Source organism: Microbacterium sp. KNMS (assembly GCF_053851835.1).
On the sequence record NZ_JBSQBP010000004.1, the window covers coordinates 62,150 to 79,447 of the forward strand.

The window sequence follows — 17,298 nt, forward strand, 5'->3', positions numbered from 1 at the left end:
TTCGGAAATCTCTAAATCGGCTGGCCGGATCAGATCTCGTCGATCGAGGCGGACTCGAATCGGCTGGAGATGTTGATGCCGAGCTCCTCCGCAGCGCGGAAGGCCTCGTCGTCGGTGTCGCGGAGGTTGACCGCCGTGCCGTCGGACGAGAGGACCTCGACGTTCAGGCAGAGCGACTGCATCTCCTTCATGAGCACCTTGAAGGACTCGGGGATGCCGGGCTCGGGGATGTTCTCGCCCTTGACGATGGCCTCGTACACCTTGACGCGGCCGAGGATGTCGTCGGACTTGACCGTAAGGAGCTCCTGCAGCGCGTAAGCGGCGCCGTAGGCCTCGAGGGCCCACACCTCCATCTCGCCGAAGCGCTGACCGCCGAACTGCGCCTTACCACCGAGCGGCTGCTGGGTGATCATCGAGTACGGGCCCGTCGAGCGCGCGTGGATCTTGTCGTCGACGAGGTGGTGCAGCTTCAGGATGTACATGTAGCCGACCGAGATCGGAGCCGGGTAGGGCTCGCCGGTGCGGCCGTCGAAGAGCTGCGCCTTGCCCGAGCGGTCGATGAGGCGGTCGCCGTCGCGCGTCGGGAGCGTCGAGTCGAGCAGACCCGCGATCTCGGACTCGTAGGCGCCGTCGAACACGGGGGTCGCGACCTTCGTGCCGGGGTCGACCTCGCGGGCGTCCTCGGGGATGTGCACGGCCCACTCGGGCTCGCCCTCGATCTTCCAGCCCTGCTTGGCGATCCAGCCGAGGTGCGTCTCGAGGACCTGGCCGAAGTTCATTCGGCCGGGGATGCCCATCGGGTTCAGCACGACGTCGAGCGGCGTTCCGTCCGCGAGGAACGGCATGTCCTCGACGGGGAGGATCTTCGCGATGACGCCCTTGTTGCCGTGACGGCCGGCGAGCTTGTCGCCCTCGGTGATCTTGCGCTTCTGGGCGATGTAGACCACGACGCGGCGGTTGACGCCCGAGCCGAGCTCGTCGTCGCCCTCCTCGGCGTTGAACTCCTTGACCGCGATGATCGTGCCCTGCTCACCGTGCGGCACCTTGAGCGACGTGTCGCGGACCTCGCGGCTCTTCTCGTTGAAGATCGCGCGGAGCAGGCGCTCCTCGGCCGAGAGCTCGGTCTCGCCCTTGGGCGTGACCTTGCCGACGAGGATGTCGCCGGGGCGGACCTCGGCGCCGATGCGGATGATGCCGCGCTCGTCGAGGTCCTTCAGGAGCTCGGGGCTCACGTTGGGGAGGTCGCGGGTGATCTCCTCCTTCCCGAGCTTCGTGTCGCGGGCGTCGACCTCGTACTCCTCGATGTGGATCGAGGTGAGGGTGTCGTCCTTCACGAGGTTCTGGCTGAGGATGATCGCGTCCTCGAAGTTGTGGCCCTCCCACGACATGAACCCGACGAGCAGGTTCTTGCCGAGCGCGAGCTCGCCGTTCTCCGTCGCCGGGCCATCCGCGATGACCTCGCCGACCTCGACGCGCTCGCCCGCGGTCACGATCGCACGCTGGTTGTAGCAGTTGCCCTGGTTCGAGCGGTCGAACTTGCGCAGGAAGTAGTCGCGGCGGCCGCCCTCGTCGAGCTGCACCGAGACGTAGTCGCTCGTGACGTCGGTGACGACGCCCGCCTTGTCGGCGATGATCGAGTCGCCCGCGTCGATGGCCGCGTAGCCCTCCATGCCCGTGCCGACCAGCGGCGACTCGGCGACGAGGAGCGGAACGGCCTGACGCTGCATGTTGGCGCCCATGAGCGCGCGGTTCGCGTCGTCGTGCTCGAGGAACGGGATGAGCGACGTTCCGACCGACACCATCTGGCGCGGCGAGACGTCCATGTACGACACCTCGTCGGCGGGCACGAGGTCGACCTCGTTGCCGCGCTGACGCGCGAGGACGCGCTCGTCGGCGAACGTGCCATCCTCGTTGAGCACCGCGTTGGCCTGGGCGACGTTGAAGCGCGTCTCCTCAGCGGCGGTGAGGTAGTCGATCTCGTTCGTCACGCGGCCGTCGACGACGCGGCGGTACGGCGTCTCGATGAAGCCGAACGCGTTGATGCGCGCGAACGACGCGAGCGAGCCGATGAGGCCGATGTTCGGGCCTTCCGGCGTCTCGATCGGGCACATGCGGCCGTAGTGCGACGGGTGGACGTCACGGACCTCGACGCCCGCGCGGTCGCGCGAAAGACCGCCGGGGCCCAGCGCCGACAGGCGGCGCTTGTGGGTCAGACCCGCGAGCGGGTTGTTCTGGTCCATGAACTGCGACAGCTGCGACGTTCCGAAGAACTCCTTGATCGCGGCGACGACGGGGCGCACGTTGATCAGGGTCTGCGGCGTGATCGCCTCGATGTCCTGCGTGGTCATGCGCTCGCGGACGACGCGCTCCATGCGCGACAGACCGGTGCGGACCTGGTTCTGGATGAGCTCGCCCACCGCGCGGATACGACGGTTGCCGAAGTTGTCGATGTCGTCGACCTCGATGCGGAGGTCGACGACCTCGCCGCCCTTGCGGACGCCCTCGAAGGTCTCGTCGCCGCGGTGCAGGCGGACGAGGTACTTGATCGTCGCGACGATGTCCTCGACCGTGAGCACCGAGTCGGTGAGCGGCTTGTCGAGACCGAGCTTCTGGTTCAGCTTGTAGCGGCCGACCTTGGCGAGGTCGTAGCGCTTCGGGTTGAAGTAGAAGTTGTCGAGCAGCGAGCGCGCGGCCTCGGCGGCGACCTGCTCGCCCGGACGCAGCTTGCGGTAGATGTCGCGGAGCGCCTCCTCCTGCGTGAGGATCGTGTCCTTCGCGAGGGTCTCCTCGATCGAGGAGATGCCGGCGAACTCGGCGAGGATGTCGTCGCTCGAGAGGCCGAGGGCCTTGAGGAACACCGTGACCGACTGCTTGCGCTTGCGGTCGATGCGGACGCCGACCTGGTCGCGCTTGTCGATCTCGAACTCGAGCCAGGCGCCGCGGCTGGGGATGACGCGCGCCGACACGATGTCCTTGTCGGACGTCTTGTCGGGGGTCTTGTCGAAGTAGACGCCGGGCGAGCGGACGAGCTGCGACACCACGACACGCTCGGTGCCGTTGATGATGAACGTGCCCTTGTCGGTCTGCAGCGGGAAGTCGCCCATGAAGACCGTCTGAGTCTTGATCTCACCGGTCTGGTGGTTCATGAACTCGGCCTCGACGTAGAGCGGGGCCGCGTAGGTCTTGCCGCGGTCCTTGCACTCCTCGATCGTGTACTTCTCGGGCTCGAGGTAGGGGTTGGTGAACGAGAGCTGCATCGTCTCGCTCAGGTCCTCGATGGGCGAGATCTCCTCGAAGATCTCGTCGAGACCGCTCCGCTCGGGCACGTCGGTGCGTCCGGCGGCCTTCGCCTCGGCGACGCGGGCCTTCCAGGCCTCGTTGCCGACCAGCCAGTCGAACGACTCGGTCTGCAGCGCCAGCAGGTCGGGGACCGTGAGCGTGTCGGAGATCTTGGCGAACGAGAGGCGGGATGCTCCGCGTCCGTTCTTCGGGGTGGTGGTGGATGCGTTGCGCGCAGCAGCCAAGGGGAAAACCTCCATGAGCCCCGCGTGCGGGGCCGCTAGATTCCTTGTCGACAGGTGAGGTGCGCTTCGGGTCTATCCTGTGATTCGCACGCCGCTATCTGCGGGGATCACGGGAGCCAGCCGACCACCATATGAAGGCATGGATGACCCATAAGAGCGCAAATCTCAAGCATAGACCCTCTGACGCGCCGTGGCAAGCGGAGTCCTTGACCTCGCTCGGACTGTCCGGTATAAATGCGCGCCCGGCGGCGCCGCGGCTGGTGTCGGCGCCCCGGCGTAGCCTCGGCGGGTGACGACACTGGCCGACCCGTGCGCCTTCTGCGGAGGGCGCGAGGGCGAGCGCGTCGGCGGATGGCCGCGGTGCGCACGGTGCGGATGGATCGTCGGCGACGCTCCCGACGCGGACCTCGCCCCGCCGCGCGTCGAGGTCGTCTACTACCTCCGCTACGCCGAGCGCGTGAAGATCGGCACGTCGGCCGATCCCCGCCGCCGGCTCCGGGCCATCCGCCACGAGGAGCTGCTCGCGTTTGAGCAGGGCGGGAGGCCGGTCGAGCAGGCCCGCCACGCGCAGTTCGCGCATCTGCGCGAGGGCGGCGAGTGGTTCACGGCCGCGCCCGAGCTGCTCGCGCACATCGCCTCGCTCGCCGACGGCGATCCGTGGCACCGGTACCTGCGCTGGCTCGCCGACGCGCATCGCCCTTGACCCCGCGAGAGCCCTGCAGCACGAGACGCACCGCCCCGCGAGAGGATGGACGCATGGGACGCCAGCGGAGAGACGAGCGCGACGAGCCGCAGGCGCGTCTGTCGGACGGGTCGATCGCGCGGATCGCGCCGAGCGAGTTCGGCTCGGGCTGGGAGCTGATCGTCGACGGCACCCCGCAGTCGCACGTCGACCTCGACGACCCGACGCACCTTCACTTCGAGTACGTCGCGCGGATGGGCGCGGTCATCGACCAGCTGCCGCCCGGCCCGCTCACGGCCGTGCACCTCGGCGGCGGGGGCCTCACGATCCCGCGGTACATCGACGCGACGCGGCCGGGGTCGCGGCAGCAGGTCGTCGAGCTCGAGCAGGCGCTCGTCGACCTCGTCCGCGCGCAGCTCCCGCTCCCCCGCGGCGCGGCCATCCGCATCCGGATCGGCGATGCGCGCGAGGGCCTCGGACGACTCCCCTCCGCCCTGACGGGGCAGGTCGACCTGCTCGTCTCCGACGTGTACTCGGGCGCGCAGACACCCGCGCACCTCACGACGGTCGAGTTCTACCGCGCGGCCGCCGCCCTCCTCGCGCCGCACGGCGTGCTGCTCGTCAACGTCGCGGATGGCGCGGGCCTCGCGTTCGCGCGGAGGCAGGTGGCGACCATCCGCGACGTGCTGCCGCACGTCGTCGTGCTCGCCGAGGTGCAGGTGCTCAAGGGCCGGCGCTTCGGCAATCTCGTCGTCGCGGCATCGGCCGCACCGCTCCCGACAGAGTGGCTGCCGCGGCTCATGGCGGCCGGGCCGCATCCCGCGAAGGTCGCCGAGGGCCGCGAGATCGACGAGTTCGTGCGCGGCGCCATCCCCGCGACCGACGCGGATGCGACGGCCTCGCCCAAGCCGTCCGCGTCGCTCTTCGAGCGCTGACGCGGGCGCGTTTCTTCCGATCCGCGATCGATCCGACCCGGCCCGGTGTGCCTGCCCGGCGGATGCGCGGACGCGTTGCACACTGGACAGGCGACTGCGCGGAAGGGAGTGGGAATTGAGCTACATCCACGGATACGATCCGGAGACCCTTCGTGAGGTCGTCGACCCCGCCGAGTGCCGCGAGCGCCTCGCGGAGATCGGCCCCCAGCGGAGCCTCCCCGCTCTGCTCGAGCGGGTGTGGCTGCTGAAGGTGCTCGGCGAGCTCGACGAGGCCCTCTCGATCTCGGAGCAGGCCGTCCGCGTCGCGCGGATGGCCGGAACCCGCAAGGACCTCCTGCGCGCCCGTGTGCTGCACGCGACGGTGCAGCAGTTCCGCGGCGCGTACGCGGCCGCCGAGTACGAGCTGTCGACCTGCATCGAGGAGGCCGAGGGTCAGGAGTGGGCGGGCATCGCCGCCTTCGCGCTCCAGCACCGCGGCAAGACGCGCTTCGACGCGGGCGACTTCGAGGGCGCCCGGCAGGACTTCAAGCGCGTGCTCTTCCTGCGCCAGGAGATGGGCGCCCCCGAGCAGCAGCTCGAGGCGACGATGTCGGCAATCGAGGCCGCCGAGCGCCGTCGCCCCCGCTCCGCCGTCGCGAGCTGACGGCTACCGCCGCGACACCTCCCGCCACAGCGCCGCCCAGTCCTCGGGCTGGAGATCGCGCGGGAGACGCGCCGCGTCGATGCCGCACGCCGCGAGCGCACGACGCACGCTGCGGCCATCCGCACCCGTCGCGCGGCGCAGGATCTCGGCCATCCCGCGCCCCTGGCCGGTGAAGGCGGAGCGCACGAAGCGCTCGTAGCCGCGCCGCTCCCGGGTCGGGACGAGCGGGGTCGGCCGGCGCGAGATCGTCAGGATGCCGCCGTCGACGCCCGGCACCGGGCGGAAGCCCCGCGCCGGGACGCGCCCGTGCAGCGCGAAGGCGAACCACGGCGCGGCCTGCGCCGTCATGAGGGTCGCGCCGCCGACGCCCGCCCGCTTGCGCGCGACCTCCCACTGGGTGAGGAGCACGGCGTCGGTCCAGCGTCGCGCGGCGAGGAGGTGACGCAGCAGGGGCGTCGTCAGGTGGAACGGCAGGTTGCCCACGACGACGTCGGCGTCGAGCGGATGGCCGAGCGCGTCGGCGCGGACGATCCGGACGCCGGGCAGGCGTCGGCGGAGCCCGCGCACCCGCGTCTCGTCGATCTCGAGCGCCGTGAAGTCGCGCGGCAGCGTCGCGAGGCGGCGGGTGAGGGCGCCGTCTCCCGCGCCGATCTCGAGCACCGAGCCGGTGGTGTCGGCGACGAGCGCGACGAGCCGGTCGATGGTGGGCTGGTGGATGAGGAAGTTCTGTCCGAGTTCATGGCGTCCGCCATGGATGGATCGGGGTCGCATGCGAGCGCTCCAGGGAAGGATTCGGAGCACCCGGGCACGTCGGGCGTGAGCGAGGACGCGCGTCCGGGCGCGATGGCATCCGGAACGACGGCGCGGAGAAGGTCGACCTGCGAACGCGCCGTCAGGCGCGGCGGTCGCGGACGTAAACGCACGCCGTCAGCGCGCTGCACAGAGTCCCCATGCGCCCCAGTCTATGCATGTCTCACTCTCGGCGGGAAAGACGAGCGGATGGCGGTGGGGCGTGAGACACGGGGGGGTGGGGGCGTTGCGTGTCTCAGTTCCGGCGGGAAAGACGGGCCGATAGCCGCAGCGGGCGAGACACGGGCGGTTGGGGGGCGTTGCGTGTCTCACTTTCGGCGGGAAAGACCGGCGGATAACCGCGGCGGGCGAGACACGGGCTCTTGGCGCGCCTTGCATGTCTCACCCACGGCGGGAAAGACCGGCCGATACCCGCACTGACCGAGACACGGTGGCCCTGCCGACGACACATGTCTCACCCCCATCGAGATAAGCCACGGGATACCCGCACCAAGTGAGACACGACGTGCCGTGTGCCGAGGCAGGTGACCCCGGCGAACCACGCGTGTCTCACGGCGGACCAGAAAGACCGGCGGATGGCCGCGCCGAGTGAGACATGGAAGCCCACGCCCCGCGCACCCACGCCCTCCGCCCCGCCCTCGCCCCCGCGCCCCACGCCTCCGCCCCCCGCGCCGCGCGCGACACACGCCCACCCGGCGGCGAGCGCTGGGCCGCGTTGTCGGCGGGGGCGCTTAGCCTCGAAGCGTGTCGGATCTGCAGCGCGTCACCCGATGGGCCGAAGCCCTCATCGCCCAGCACCTCGACGAGAGCTGGAGCTTCGCCTTCGACAACGCCAAGCGCCGGGCCGGCCAGTGCGACTTCTCACGCAAGCGGATCACCGTCTCGCGCTACCTCGCCGCACGGTACGACGACGACACGAACCACCAGACCCTGCTGCACGAGGTCGCGCACGCCCTCGCGGGGCGCGCCGCGGGGCACGGCAAGGCCTGGAAGCGCATCGCCCGCGACCTCGGCTACGTCGGCGGCACGACACACGACGGCGAGACGGCGACCGAGCTCGCGCCCTGGGTCGGCACGTGCCCGGGCGGCCACACGGTGTACCGTCATCGGCGTCCGGCGCGGGCGTCGTCGTGCGTGAAGTGCGCGCCGACGTTCGACCGGCGCTTCCTCTTCACGTGGGAACGCCGCGAGATCACGCGCGCTGACCGCGTCGCCGCGATGACGCCGCGGTAAGACCCCAGGCGGCGTTCACTCGACGCGCCGGTACTCCAGCTCGGGGCGCCCGCGGCCGCCGTGACGCGGCGAGCGCGCCACGACGCCCCCGTCGGCGAGGAACTCCAGGTACCGGCGCGCCGTCACCCGCGACAGTCCGAGCACGTCGGCCACCTCGGATGCCGAGAGCCCCTCGGCCGCGATGAGCTCCGTGACCGCGTCGAGCGTCTCCTGAGAGAGGCCCTTAGGCAGCCCGGGCAGGTTCGTCGTCCGCAGCGCCGCGAACGCCGTGTCCACCTCGCGCTGGCTGAGCGCCGACACGGGCGACCGCATCCGCTCGAAGTACTCGCGGTACGCCCGCAGCTTCGCCGCGAACACGTCGAACGTGAACGGCTTGATGAGGTACTGCACGACGCCGACGGCGACCGCCTGCCGCACCGCGCCGAGCTCGCGCACGGCCGTGACGGCGATCACGTCGATCGCGATCCCCGCCGCCCGCAGCTCTCGGCACAGCTCGAGCCCGTGACCATCCGGCAGGTTGAGGTCGAGCAGCACGAGATGGATGCGATCGTCTGTCGCGTAGGCATCGCGGATGGCCCGGCGCGCGGATGCCGCGGTGTGCGCGGTCCCGACGAGCGCGAACCCGTCGAGGCGGGCCAGGTACGCGCCGTGCGCCTGCGCCGCGCGGGGGTCGTCCTCCACGACGAGGACGCGGATCGGCGTCATGACCGCTCCCCCGCGGCTCCCGCGCCATCCGGCCGCGGCAGCGTCGCCGTGAAGACGGCTCCCCCGCCCGGAGCGTCGGCGACCTCGATGTCGCCGCCCAGCCCGCGCGCGGCCTGACGCGCGAGCGCGAGACCGTAGCCGTGGCCCTGCGCGTCGTCGGCCTTCGTCGAGAACCCGCGCTCGAAGATGCGCTCGCGGTCGGCCGCCGCGACGCCGTCTCCGCTGTCGGTCACCTGGAACACGAGCGCATCGTCCTCCGTCTCGCCGAGATACACCTCCACCCACGCATCGCGGACGCCCGTGCGCGCCGCCCGCCTCGCCGACGCCTCGATCGCGTTGTCGATGAGATTGCCCAGGATGGTCACGACGTCGGCCGGCGGGAGGCCATGCGTTCCTGGGGCGAGGTGGGTCTCGAAGTGCATCTCCACGGCCCGCTCATGCGCCTGCGCGACCTTGCCGAGCACGAGCGCCGCGATGACCGGCTCGTCCACGGCGTGCAGCACGCGGTCGGCCAGCCGCTGCCCGAGGTCGCGCTCCGACGCCGCGAACGCGAGCGCCTCGTCGGGGCGCCCGAGCTCGATGAGCGACGCGATCGCGTGCAGGCGGTTGTCGAACTCGTGCGCCTGCGCGCGCAGCGCATCGGAGATCGTCTTGACCGACGACAGCTCGCCGGCCATCCGCCGCAGCTCGGTGCGATCGCGGAGCGCGAGGATCTCCGCGCGACGGCCGCCGAGCTCGATCTCCGACCGGTCGACGACGAGCTCGCGCGCACCCACCCGCACGACGGCTCCGCCGTCTCGCCCGGTGAGCACGTCGCGCACCTCGGCCGGGAGGGCCGGATCGTCGACCGCGAACGGCGGCTCCTCCGCGATCCCGAGCAGCACGCCCGCCTGGTCGTTCGCGAGCACGACGCGCGCCGCGCCATCCGATCGCGGGCGCTCGACGAGCAGCAGGCCCTCCTCGAGGGAGTGGAGCACCGCCTCGTGCGCGGCGAAGAGCCGCGCGAGCTCGTCGGGATCGCGGCCGTCGGTCACGCGGTAGAGGCGGCGGAACAGCAGGATGGTCGCGAGCGCTCCCAGCCCCACGACCGCGAGCGTCGCGAGGCCGACGAGCTGCAGACGCAGCAGGATGGACCCGGTCACGTTCTCGAGCGTCACGCCGGCCGAGACGAGGCCGACGATCTCGCCGTCGTCCGCGACGGGAGCGACCGCGCGCACCGAGGGCCCGAGCGTGCCGGAGTACACCTCGGTGAACGTCTCCCCCTCGAGGGCGGGCGCGATCGTGCCGATGAACGCGCCGCCGATCCGCGCGGGGTCGGCGTGCGTGTAGCGGGTGCGATCGGTGTCCATGATCGTCACGTACGAGACGCCCGTCGCGGCGATGATCCGCTCGACGTACGGCTGCAGCTCGGCCGACGCCGTCGCGACGGCGCCCTCCGGGTCGGCGCCGATGCGCGCGTGAGCGGCGGAGACGACCTCGATCACCGTCGGCTCGCTCGCGAGGGTGAGCACGAGGCTCGTCGAGCGCTCCTCGGCGTCCGCGTGCGCCGAGGTCTGCGCATCCCACGCGAGCACGCCGAACACGATCGCCCCGCCGGCGAGCAGCACGGCCGTCTGCACGCCGAGCACCCACGCCGCCACGCTGCGTCGTCGTCCGCGCGCGCTGATCCCGGCGCCTCGTCGTGCCATCCCCCCATTGTGTCGGCCGCGCGCCCTCGCCATCCGCCTCTCGACGCGAACACTATGCACGCAAGTCGTCCGGGCCATCCGCCCCGGAACAGGATGAACCCCGCACGCCGGACCGCGAACCCGAGGCTCCGGTGCCCCGAAGGAGAGGACGCACCATGGCGACGACGCCACAGGCCGCGCAGCGCAGGCGCGGCATCGACAAGCAGCACTGGCTCTACATCGCGGTCATCATCGCCGTGGTCGCGGGCATCGCGGTCGGACTCATCTGGCCCGACTTCGGCGCATCGCTCGCCTGGATCGGCAAGGCCTTCGTCGGCCTCATCAAGATGATGATCGCGCCGGTGATCTTCTGCACGATCGTGCTCGGCATCGGCTCCATCGCGAAGGCCGCGACCGTCGGCAAGGTCGGCGGGCTCGCGCTCGGCTACTTCCTCGTGATGTCGACCTTCGCGCTGTTCATCGGCCTCGTGGTCGGCAACCTCATCCACCCCGGCGAGGGGCTCCAGCTCAGCAACCCGGGCTACGAGGTCGAGGGCGAGGCCGAGTCGACGACCGACTTCCTCATGGGCATCATCCCCGCGACGCTCTTCTCGCCGCTCACGGGCGAGTCGGTCCTGCAGGTGCTCTTCGTCTCGCTGCTCGTCGGCTTCGCCATCCAGCGCCTCGGGGCGAAGGGCGAGCGCATCCTCGAGGGCATCCGCCTCGTGCAGGCCGTCGTCTTCCGCGTGCTGACGATGATCCTCTGGGTCGCCCCGATCGGCGCCTTCGGCGCGATCGCCGGCGTCGTCGGCTCGACCGGATGGGGCGCCGTGCTCGCGCTCGGGACGCTGATGATCGGCTTCTACGTCACGTGCATCCTCTTCATCGGCGTCGTGCTCGCCGCCGTGCTGTGGTTCACCGCGCGCATCAACATCTTCTCCGTGATGAAGTACCTCGCCCGCGAGTACCTCCTCATCGTGAGCACGTCGTCGTCGGAGTCGGCCCTGCCCCGCCTCATCGCCAAGATGGAGCACCTCGGCGTCTCGAAGCCCGTCGCGGGCATCACGGTGCCCACCGGCTACTCGTTCAACCTCGACGGCACCGCGATCTACCTCACGATGGCGTCGCTGTTCATCGCCACCGCGATGGGCACGCCGCTGTCGATCTCGGAGCAGATCGGGCTGCTCGTCTTCATGATCATCGCGTCGAAGGGCGCCGCGGGCGTCACCGGCGCGGGCCTCGCCACCCTCGCGGGCGGCCTGCAGACCTACCGCCCCGACCTCGTCGACGGCGTCGGCATCATCACGGGAATCGACCGCTTCATGTCGGAGGCCCGCGCGCTCACGAACTTCACGGGCAACGCCGTGGCGTCCATCGTCATCGCGACGTGGACGCGCGAGTTCGACCGCGACCAGGCGCGCCAGGTGCTCCGCGGCGAGCGGCCGTTCGACGAGGAGACGATGACCGACGACCACGACGAGCCCGACTTCTCGAACCTGCCGGAGCTCCCCGAGGACGGCCAGGGCCCGTCGCCCATCTCGCGCGTGATCCGCACCGACGAGGTGCGCGCCGGGCGGTAGTCCCGCTCATCCGCTGCGACGCGGCCCCGGTCGGATGGCCGGGGCCGCGTCGTGCGCGGAAGTCCCGCGCTCTGACAAAAGGCTAAGGCGACAGCCTTCGGTTACGATCGGCTCCTCGGTCCATCGTGCGCTGGACGCGCTGCTCATGCAGCCCGTCGTCACGACCCGCGTTCTCGCGACCATCCTGAGGATCAGCGACGTCGCAGCGGCCTCCGCGATCTCACGCCTCGCCGACGCCGGGATCCTTACGAAGGCCTCGGGCAAGGCCCGCTACCGGATCTGGCAGGCACCCGACGTCCTCGACGCTCTCGACGCCTTCGCCGCACGCGCCCGGCGCGGCCGCATCTGAGCCCCACCGCATCTCACCCGTGCGGGGGATGCCGCCGCGCCCGCGCCATCCGTAGGCTCGCCCCGGGGAGGCGGAGACGAGGGGGCGCTCATGACGATCCAGGACACCCGCACGACCGCGCGCGCCGTCGCGCCCGACCTCGCGCGCGGCCTCATGCTGCTGCTCATCGCCGTCGCGAACGCGCCGTGGTCGCTGTACGGCGCCGAGACCGCGTCGACGAGCGCACACCGCACGGGCGCCACCGGGCTCGACGCGGCGTGGCAGGCGATCGCGATCATCGCGGTCGACGGGCGCAGCTACCCGCTCTTCGCATTCCTCTTCGGGTACGGCATCTGGCAGCTCTACACACGCCAGCAGGCGCTCGGCCGCGATGAGAAGGCCGCCCGACGACTGCTGCAGATCCGCCACGCGTGGATGATCGTCTTCGGCGCCGTGCACGCCGCACTGCTCTGGTACGGCGACGTGCTCGGCGCATACGGCCTCATCGGGCTGCTCGTCGTGTGGCTCTTCCTGCGCCGCCGTGACCGGACGCTCCTCGTCTGGTGCGTCGTCCTCCTGTCGGTGCTCGTCGTCCTCGCGGGGCTCATGGTCGTCGGCGGGCTGACCATCCCGGCCGAGTACGTGGCCATGACCGAGGTCGCGCTGCCGCAGCTCGCCGCCGTCGAGCCCTACCCCGCCTCGATCGGGCCCCGCCTGCTCTTCTGGCTGCCGCTCGTGTTCGGCCAGGGCGTCATCGGGCTCGTCGTGCCGATCGCGGTGCTCCTCGCGATCGTCTGCGCACGCCGGCGCATGCTCGAGGAACCCGCTCTGCACCGCGCGCTCCTCGTGCGGACCGCCCTCGTCGGCATCGCGATCGGATGGCTCGGGGCCATCCCCTCGGTCCTCATCCACTTCGGCGCGTGGGATGTGCCGAGCTGGACCGCGAGCGAGCTCCACTCCGCGACGGGGCTGTTCGCCGCGCTCGGCTACGCGGCCGTGTTCGCGCTCCTCGCGTCGCGCGTGTCAGCCGACGGCGCACGCCGCGGCGTCGTCCGCGCACTCACCGCCGTCGGCAAGCGGTCGCTCTCGTGCTACCTGCTCCAGTCGGTGCTGCTCACTCCACTGCTCTCGGCCTGGGGGCTCGGGCTCGGCGCCGTCGTCACGCAGTGGCAGGCGACGCTCATCGCCATCGCGGTGTGGCTGGTCTCGGTCGCCTTCGCGGTCGCGCTCGACCGGGCGGGGCGCCGCGGACCCGCGGAGTGGGCGCTCCGCGCCCTCACGTACCGAGGCGCACGCAGCACAGCGACGCCTGTGGCGTAGGCGGGTCGGACGGGTTCGGCCGATTCGGCCCGTTGCGGCCGAAACCGCGACCTGAACAGGGCCAGCCCCTCAACCGAGCGCCGCCGAGCCCCACCCACCGTGCCCAGGTCGCAGTAACCGTCCCCAAACGGCCGAATAGCGGCCGGAACTGCGACCTGAACAGGGCCCCGCCCGCCCAGGTCGCAAAAACCGTCCCCAAACGGCCCAATAGCGGCCGAAACTGCGACCTGAACAGGGCCCGGCCCCGCCCGCCCAGGTCGCAAAAACCGTCCCCAAACGGCCCAATAGCGGCCGGAACCGCGACCTGAACAGGGCCAGCCCCTCAACCGAGCCCCGTCGACCCCCACCCACCCCGCCCAGGTCGCAAAAACCGTCCCCAAAACGGCCGAATAGCGGCCGAAACTGCGACCTGAACAGGGCCGCGCCCCTCAACCCAGGGCCGTGAACACCCCGTCCCGCAGCACGGGCACGACGTCGAGGTCGTCGATCGCCGCGGCGGGCTTCACGTCGGCGTGCCGTGGGTCGCCCTCGAGCTCCCGGCCCGAGCCGCTCGCGGTCAGCAGGTGCTTCACCGCGCGACGGAGCGCCCGGAACGACTCGGCCGGCACCACGGCCTCGGGCGAGGAGTGGTCGATGCCGAGGTCCGACAGCGCGGCGATCACGGCGCCCGCGCCGAGCTGGTCCTCGACCGCGAACCGCAGCCCGGCGCCATCCCTCTCGCCCGCCGCGATGACGGCGATGCTCGTTCGGGCGCCGCGGCGCTCCTGCTCGGCGAGCACGGCGCGGGCGACGGCCGCCGCGTTGCGCAGCGCCCCGGCGAGCACGACCGGTGCGTGCTCCAGGCCAGCGGCGGCCTGCGCGACCGCGGCGCCGTTGATCGAGACGGCGTGCGCGTCGGCCAGCGCGACCTGCTCGCCGCGAGCGACCGCGGCGGCGACGTTCGAGGTGAAGCGGATGACGTCGACCACGATCACGACGTCGGCGGGCGCGAGGCGCCGCAGCCCGTCGACTCCCCAGTCGAAGCGCACCTGATACGAGGACTGATCGAACGCGGAGGCCATCCCTCGATTCTCCCCGGCCGTCCCGAGTGCTCCGCGCAAGCCCCTGGCGCGGGCGCGGCCGGATGCGGCATCGTGCTGAGGTGGAGACGACGATCGAGATCCGGCGAGCGCGACCCGACGACGCCCGAGGGCTCGCGGAGGTGCACATCCGCACCTGGCGCATCGCCTACGCCCACCTCCTGCCGGCCGAGACGCTCTCGCGTCTGTCGGTGCCTGCACGGGCTCGGCGGTGGGAGCGCATCCTCCGGCAGAACCGCAATCCGACCTGGGTCGCGCTCGAGGGGGCGCGCGTGCTCGGGTTCGCTTCGTCGGGCCCCGCCCGCGATCCCGAGCCGCCCGCCGAGCGCGAGCTGTACGCGCTCTACCTCGACCCCGATCGCCACGGCTCGGGCGTCGCCGACGCGCTGATCCGCGAGGCGATCGGCGACCGCCCCGCCTACCTGTGGGTGCTCGCGGGCAACGCCCGGGCCATCCGCTTCTACGAGAAGCACGGCTTCGCGCTCGACGGCGTCGAGCGCGTCGAGGACGCGGCCGACGGCACGCCGCTCCCCGAGCTGCGGATGGCCAGGAACGCCGGATCGGACGTCAGCGCCCGGAGGTGACGCCGTCGAGGAGCGCGAGCTCGTCGTCGGCGAGGCGGATGGCGCCGGCCGCGACGTTCTCCTCGACGTGCCGGAGGTCGCCCGTGCCCGGGATCGCGAGGACGTTCGGCGCGCGGTGGAGCGTCCAGGCGAGCCGGATCTGCGCGGGGGTCGCGCCGTGCGCCTCCGCCACCGCCGTGACCTCGGCGGCGCCGGTGTCGTCGTGGCCGCCGCCCGGCAGCGCACCCGGCACCGCCGCCCCCATCGCGAAGAACGGGACGAACGCGACACCGCGCTCACGCGCGAGCTCGAGCACGTCGTCGTCTGCCCGATCGGCGAGCCCGTAGCGGTTCTGCACGCAGACGACCGGCGCGACCCCCAGGGCCTCGCGCAGCTGCCCGGCCGTGACGTTCGAGACGCCGATGCTGCGGAGCAGACCCGCGCCCTGCAGCTCGACGAGGGCGCCGAGGTGGTCGGCGAGGGACCCCTCCTCCTTCCCCAGGCCGGCGCCCCAGCGCAGGTTGACGAGGTCGAGCTGCTCGACCCCCAGCTGGCGGATGTTCTCCTCGACCTGCGCGCGGAGCTGGTCGGGTCGCGCGTAGGGCTCGAACTCGCCCTCGCGGCTGCGGGAGGCTCCGACCTTCGTCGCGAGGACGAGCTCGTCGCCGTACGGCTGGAGCGCCGTCGCGATCAGCTCGTTGGCGGATCGCGTCGCGAAGAAGTAGAAGGCCGCCGTGTCGATGTGGTTCACGCCGAGCTCGACGGCGCGGCGCAGCACCGCGATGGCGTCCGAGCGGTCGCGCGGCTTCGGGTCCCACGGCATGCCGGTCAGGCGCATCGCGCCGAAGCCGAGGCGGTTGACCGCGCGGTCGCCGAGCTGCCAGGTGCCGGAGAGAGCTGCGGAGGGGGCGAGGGTGTCATTCTGTGCGGTCATGCCCTCAGCGTGCGACGGCCGCGACGGGAATCCGCTCCCGTGGCAGGTTGTTGCCACGAGAGGCTGCGGCACGCGGCCGCTGACGAGCATGGAGGGCATGCCGACCATGACCCGGACCGACGAGAGCGTGACCGTCGTGCGCGGCGAGGCCGAGGTGATGCGCCGGACCGCCCACCTGTTCGCGACCGCGCGCGAGATCACGTGCGCCGCCAACGAGCTCGCGAGCTGGCGCTGGGAGGCGGATGGTCCCGCCGCGATGCCCGAGCCGGCTCGCGATGCGAGGGTGCGGAAGGTCTTCCGCAGCGGCGCCCTCCTCGACCCGGGCTGGGCGCAGCGGATGGCCGCGATCCGGCACCACCCCGCTGTGTCGATCCGCGTGACATCCGACGAGGTGAACGAGACGATCATCCTCGACCGGCGCGTGGCCATCCTCGCGGGAGACCGGCGCGCCGGGGTGCGCAGCTACAGCATCCTCACGCAGCGCGACGCGGTGCAGGGGGTGACGTCGCTGTTCGAGGCCGCGTGGCGCGCTTCAACCGACCTCGATGTGCACGATGCGGCGAGCGCCGAGATCCGCGAGCTCGCCCCGCAGGTGCTGGACCTGCTCAGCCAGGGTGTGAAGGACGAGTCGGCCGCGCGCGCCCTCGGGCTCAGCGTGCGCACCTACCGCCGTCGCGTGGCCGAGCTCATGGAGGCGCTCGGCGCGGAGTCGCGCTTCCAGGCCGGCGTGCGCGCCCGCGAACTCGGACTCGTCTAGCCTCCGCCGCCGCGGCGCCGTGGTGTGACACTGGAGCATGCGGATCCTGCAGAAGCTCGTCCTCGACTGCGACGCCGACGCCGCCTGGCGTGCGCTGCACTCGCCCGCCGTGCTCGCGGAGCTCTACGGCCCGATCGTGCGCATGCGGCCGCTCGGCGCCGATCCGATGCCGCTCCAGTGGGAGTCGGGGTCGGACGCGGCCGTCCAGCTCGACACGGGGGCCATCCCGCTCGGCTCTCAGCTCATCGCGACCGTCGACCGCGAGAAGGAGGGCGGCGCCGTCCGAATCCTCCGCGACGTGGGGATGCCGCTCACCGGTCCCCTCGGGTCGCTCGACGTCTGGGACCACCAGATGGCGGTCTCGGCGACGGCGGATGGCCGGACGCTGTGGCGCGAGCGGCTCACGATCGGCGGTCCGACCGCTCCCCTGCTCTGGCTGCCGCTGTGGGCCATGTGGCAGGTGCGCGGCGTCCGCCTGCGGAAGCTCGCCCGCACGTGGGCGTTCGATCCCGAGGCGGACGCGGCCGAGGCCGGCTGA

Annotated in this window: 16 protein-coding genes; 10 read left to right on the top strand and 6 right to left on the bottom strand. The window is 71.8% G+C overall.

Features of this window, described 5'->3' with window-relative positions:
* Positions 1-29: 29 nt before the first annotated feature.
* Positions 30-3,524 carry a DNA-directed RNA polymerase subunit beta gene (gene rpoB, locus ACWXWW_RS03835; protein ID WP_282980220.1) on the bottom strand — a complete coding sequence of 1,165 codons (3,495 nt, stop codon included), beginning with the start codon at positions 3,522-3,524 and terminating at the stop codon, positions 30-32.
* Between the two features lie 289 nt (positions 3,525-3,813).
* On the opposite strand from rpoB, the gene ACWXWW_RS03840 reads away from it, so the two are divergent.
* From ACWXWW_RS03840 to ACWXWW_RS03850, 3 genes are all read left to right on the top strand, one after another.
* Positions 3,814-4,227: a GIY-YIG nuclease family protein gene (locus ACWXWW_RS03840; RefSeq protein ID WP_455968855.1), complete on the top strand. Its 414-nt coding sequence runs from the start codon at positions 3,814-3,816 to the stop codon at positions 4,225-4,227.
* A 53-nt stretch (positions 4,228-4,280) separates the two neighbouring features.
* Positions 4,281-5,141: a spermidine synthase gene (locus ACWXWW_RS03845; protein ID WP_455968856.1), complete on the top strand. Its 861-nt coding sequence runs from the start codon at positions 4,281-4,283 to the stop codon at positions 5,139-5,141.
* Positions 5,142-5,256: 115 nt separating this feature from the next.
* Positions 5,257-5,784: a hypothetical protein gene (locus ACWXWW_RS03850; protein ID WP_271174454.1), complete on the top strand. Its 528-nt coding sequence runs from the start codon at positions 5,257-5,259 to the stop codon at positions 5,782-5,784.
* A 3-nt stretch (positions 5,785-5,787) separates the two neighbouring features.
* On the opposite strand, the gene erm is transcribed toward ACWXWW_RS03850, so the two are convergent.
* Complete coding sequence (gene erm / locus ACWXWW_RS03855) at positions 5,788-6,555, bottom strand: 23S ribosomal RNA methyltransferase Erm (RefSeq protein ID WP_455968857.1); 768 nt, start codon at positions 6,553-6,555, stop codon at positions 5,788-5,790.
* A 783-nt stretch (positions 6,556-7,338) separates the two neighbouring features.
* Between erm and ACWXWW_RS03860 the strand changes: the two genes are divergently transcribed.
* The gene (locus ACWXWW_RS03860) at positions 7,339-7,827 is read left to right on the top strand and encodes a SprT-like domain-containing protein (RefSeq protein WP_271174452.1); all 489 of its coding nucleotides are present in this window, start codon (positions 7,339-7,341) and stop codon (positions 7,825-7,827) included.
* 15 nt (positions 7,828-7,842) lie between these two features.
* On the opposite strand, the gene ACWXWW_RS03865 is transcribed toward ACWXWW_RS03860, so the two are convergent.
* Both ACWXWW_RS03865 and ACWXWW_RS03870 read right to left on the bottom strand, forming a co-directional pair.
* Positions 7,843-8,532 (bottom strand): response regulator, encoded by a 690-nt coding sequence (locus tag ACWXWW_RS03865; protein WP_421074665.1) that lies wholly within the window; start codon positions 8,530-8,532, stop codon positions 7,843-7,845.
* Positions 8,529-10,220 carry an ATP-binding protein gene (locus ACWXWW_RS03870; protein WP_455968858.1) on the bottom strand — a complete coding sequence of 564 codons (1,692 nt, stop codon included), beginning with the start codon at positions 10,218-10,220 and terminating at the stop codon, positions 8,529-8,531. The genes ACWXWW_RS03865 and ACWXWW_RS03870 overlap by 4 nt, the downstream gene beginning before the upstream one ends.
* A gap of 155 nt (positions 10,221-10,375) precedes the next feature.
* Here ACWXWW_RS03870 and ACWXWW_RS03875 point away from each other — a divergent pair, with 155 nt between their 5' ends.
* From ACWXWW_RS03875 to ACWXWW_RS03885, 3 genes are all read left to right on the top strand, one after another.
* Positions 10,376-11,779, top strand: coding sequence for a cation:dicarboxylate symporter family transporter (locus ACWXWW_RS03875; RefSeq protein WP_455968859.1), 1,404 nt, complete (start codon positions 10,376-10,378; stop codon positions 11,777-11,779).
* 145 nt (positions 11,780-11,924) lie between these two features.
* Positions 11,925-12,128: a hypothetical protein gene (locus ACWXWW_RS03880; RefSeq protein WP_455968860.1), complete on the top strand. Its 204-nt coding sequence runs from the start codon at positions 11,925-11,927 to the stop codon at positions 12,126-12,128.
* Positions 12,129-12,218: 90 nt separating this feature from the next.
* On the top strand, positions 12,219-13,427 hold the full coding sequence (locus ACWXWW_RS03885) for a DUF418 domain-containing protein (RefSeq protein WP_455968862.1): 1,209 nt from the start codon (positions 12,219-12,221) through the stop codon (positions 13,425-13,427).
* 428 nt (positions 13,428-13,855) lie between these two features.
* Here the strand turns inward: ACWXWW_RS03885 and ACWXWW_RS03890 are convergent, their stop codons facing one another.
* Positions 13,856-14,488 carry a 2-phosphosulfolactate phosphatase gene (locus tag ACWXWW_RS03890; protein ID WP_455968864.1) on the bottom strand — a complete coding sequence of 211 codons (633 nt, stop codon included), beginning with the start codon at positions 14,486-14,488 and terminating at the stop codon, positions 13,856-13,858.
* Between the two features lie 80 nt (positions 14,489-14,568).
* Here ACWXWW_RS03890 and ACWXWW_RS03895 point away from each other — a divergent pair, with 80 nt between their 5' ends.
* A complete protein-coding gene (locus ACWXWW_RS03895) occupies positions 14,569-15,090 on the top strand; it encodes an N-acetyltransferase family protein (protein WP_455968865.1) in 522 nt (173 codons plus the stop codon).
* Here the strand turns inward: ACWXWW_RS03895 and ACWXWW_RS03900 are convergent.
* The gene (locus tag ACWXWW_RS03900; RefSeq protein WP_455968867.1) at positions 15,074-16,003 is read right to left on the bottom strand and encodes an oxidoreductase; all 930 of its coding nucleotides are present in this window, start codon (positions 16,001-16,003) and stop codon (positions 15,074-15,076) included. The genes ACWXWW_RS03895 and ACWXWW_RS03900 overlap by 17 nt on opposite strands.
* A gap of 97 nt (positions 16,004-16,100) precedes the next feature.
* On the opposite strand from ACWXWW_RS03900, the gene ACWXWW_RS03905 reads away from it, so the two are divergent.
* Both ACWXWW_RS03905 and ACWXWW_RS03910 read left to right on the top strand, forming a co-directional pair.
* A complete protein-coding gene (locus tag ACWXWW_RS03905) occupies positions 16,101-16,760 on the top strand; it encodes a DNA-binding response regulator (protein WP_455968869.1) in 660 nt (219 codons plus the stop codon).
* A 37-nt stretch (positions 16,761-16,797) separates the two neighbouring features.
* The gene (locus tag ACWXWW_RS03910) at positions 16,798-17,298 is read left to right on the top strand and encodes a hypothetical protein (RefSeq protein WP_271174438.1); all 501 of its coding nucleotides are present in this window, start codon (positions 16,798-16,800) and stop codon (positions 17,296-17,298) included.

Coding starts and splice junctions, on each gene's coding strand:
- ACWXWW_RS03900 (WP_455968867.1), bottom strand. CDS start 16,003: ATGACCGCACAGAATGACACCCTCGCCCCCTCCGCAGCTCTCTCCGGC.
- ACWXWW_RS03845 (WP_455968856.1), top strand. CDS start 4,281: ATGGGACGCCAGCGGAGAGACGAGCGCGACGAGCCGCAGGCGCGTCTG.
- ACWXWW_RS03885 (WP_455968862.1), top strand. CDS start 12,219: ATGACGATCCAGGACACCCGCACGACCGCGCGCGCCGTCGCGCCCGAC.
- ACWXWW_RS03890 (WP_455968864.1), bottom strand. CDS start 14,488: ATGGCCTCCGCGTTCGATCAGTCCTCGTATCAGGTGCGCTTCGACTGG.
- ACWXWW_RS03880 (WP_455968860.1), top strand. CDS start 11,925: ATGCAGCCCGTCGTCACGACCCGCGTTCTCGCGACCATCCTGAGGATC.
- ACWXWW_RS03910 (WP_271174438.1), top strand. CDS start 16,798: ATGCGGATCCTGCAGAAGCTCGTCCTCGACTGCGACGCCGACGCCGCC.
- ACWXWW_RS03905 (WP_455968869.1), top strand. CDS start 16,101: ATGCCGACCATGACCCGGACCGACGAGAGCGTGACCGTCGTGCGCGGC.
- ACWXWW_RS03865 (WP_421074665.1), bottom strand. CDS start 8,532: ATGACGCCGATCCGCGTCCTCGTCGTGGAGGACGACCCCCGCGCGGCG.
- ACWXWW_RS03870 (WP_455968858.1), bottom strand. CDS start 10,220: ATGGCACGACGAGGCGCCGGGATCAGCGCGCGCGGACGACGACGCAGC.
- erm (WP_455968857.1), bottom strand. CDS start 6,555: ATGCGACCCCGATCCATCCATGGCGGACGCCATGAACTCGGACAGAAC.
- ACWXWW_RS03875 (WP_455968859.1), top strand. CDS start 10,376: ATGGCGACGACGCCACAGGCCGCGCAGCGCAGGCGCGGCATCGACAAG.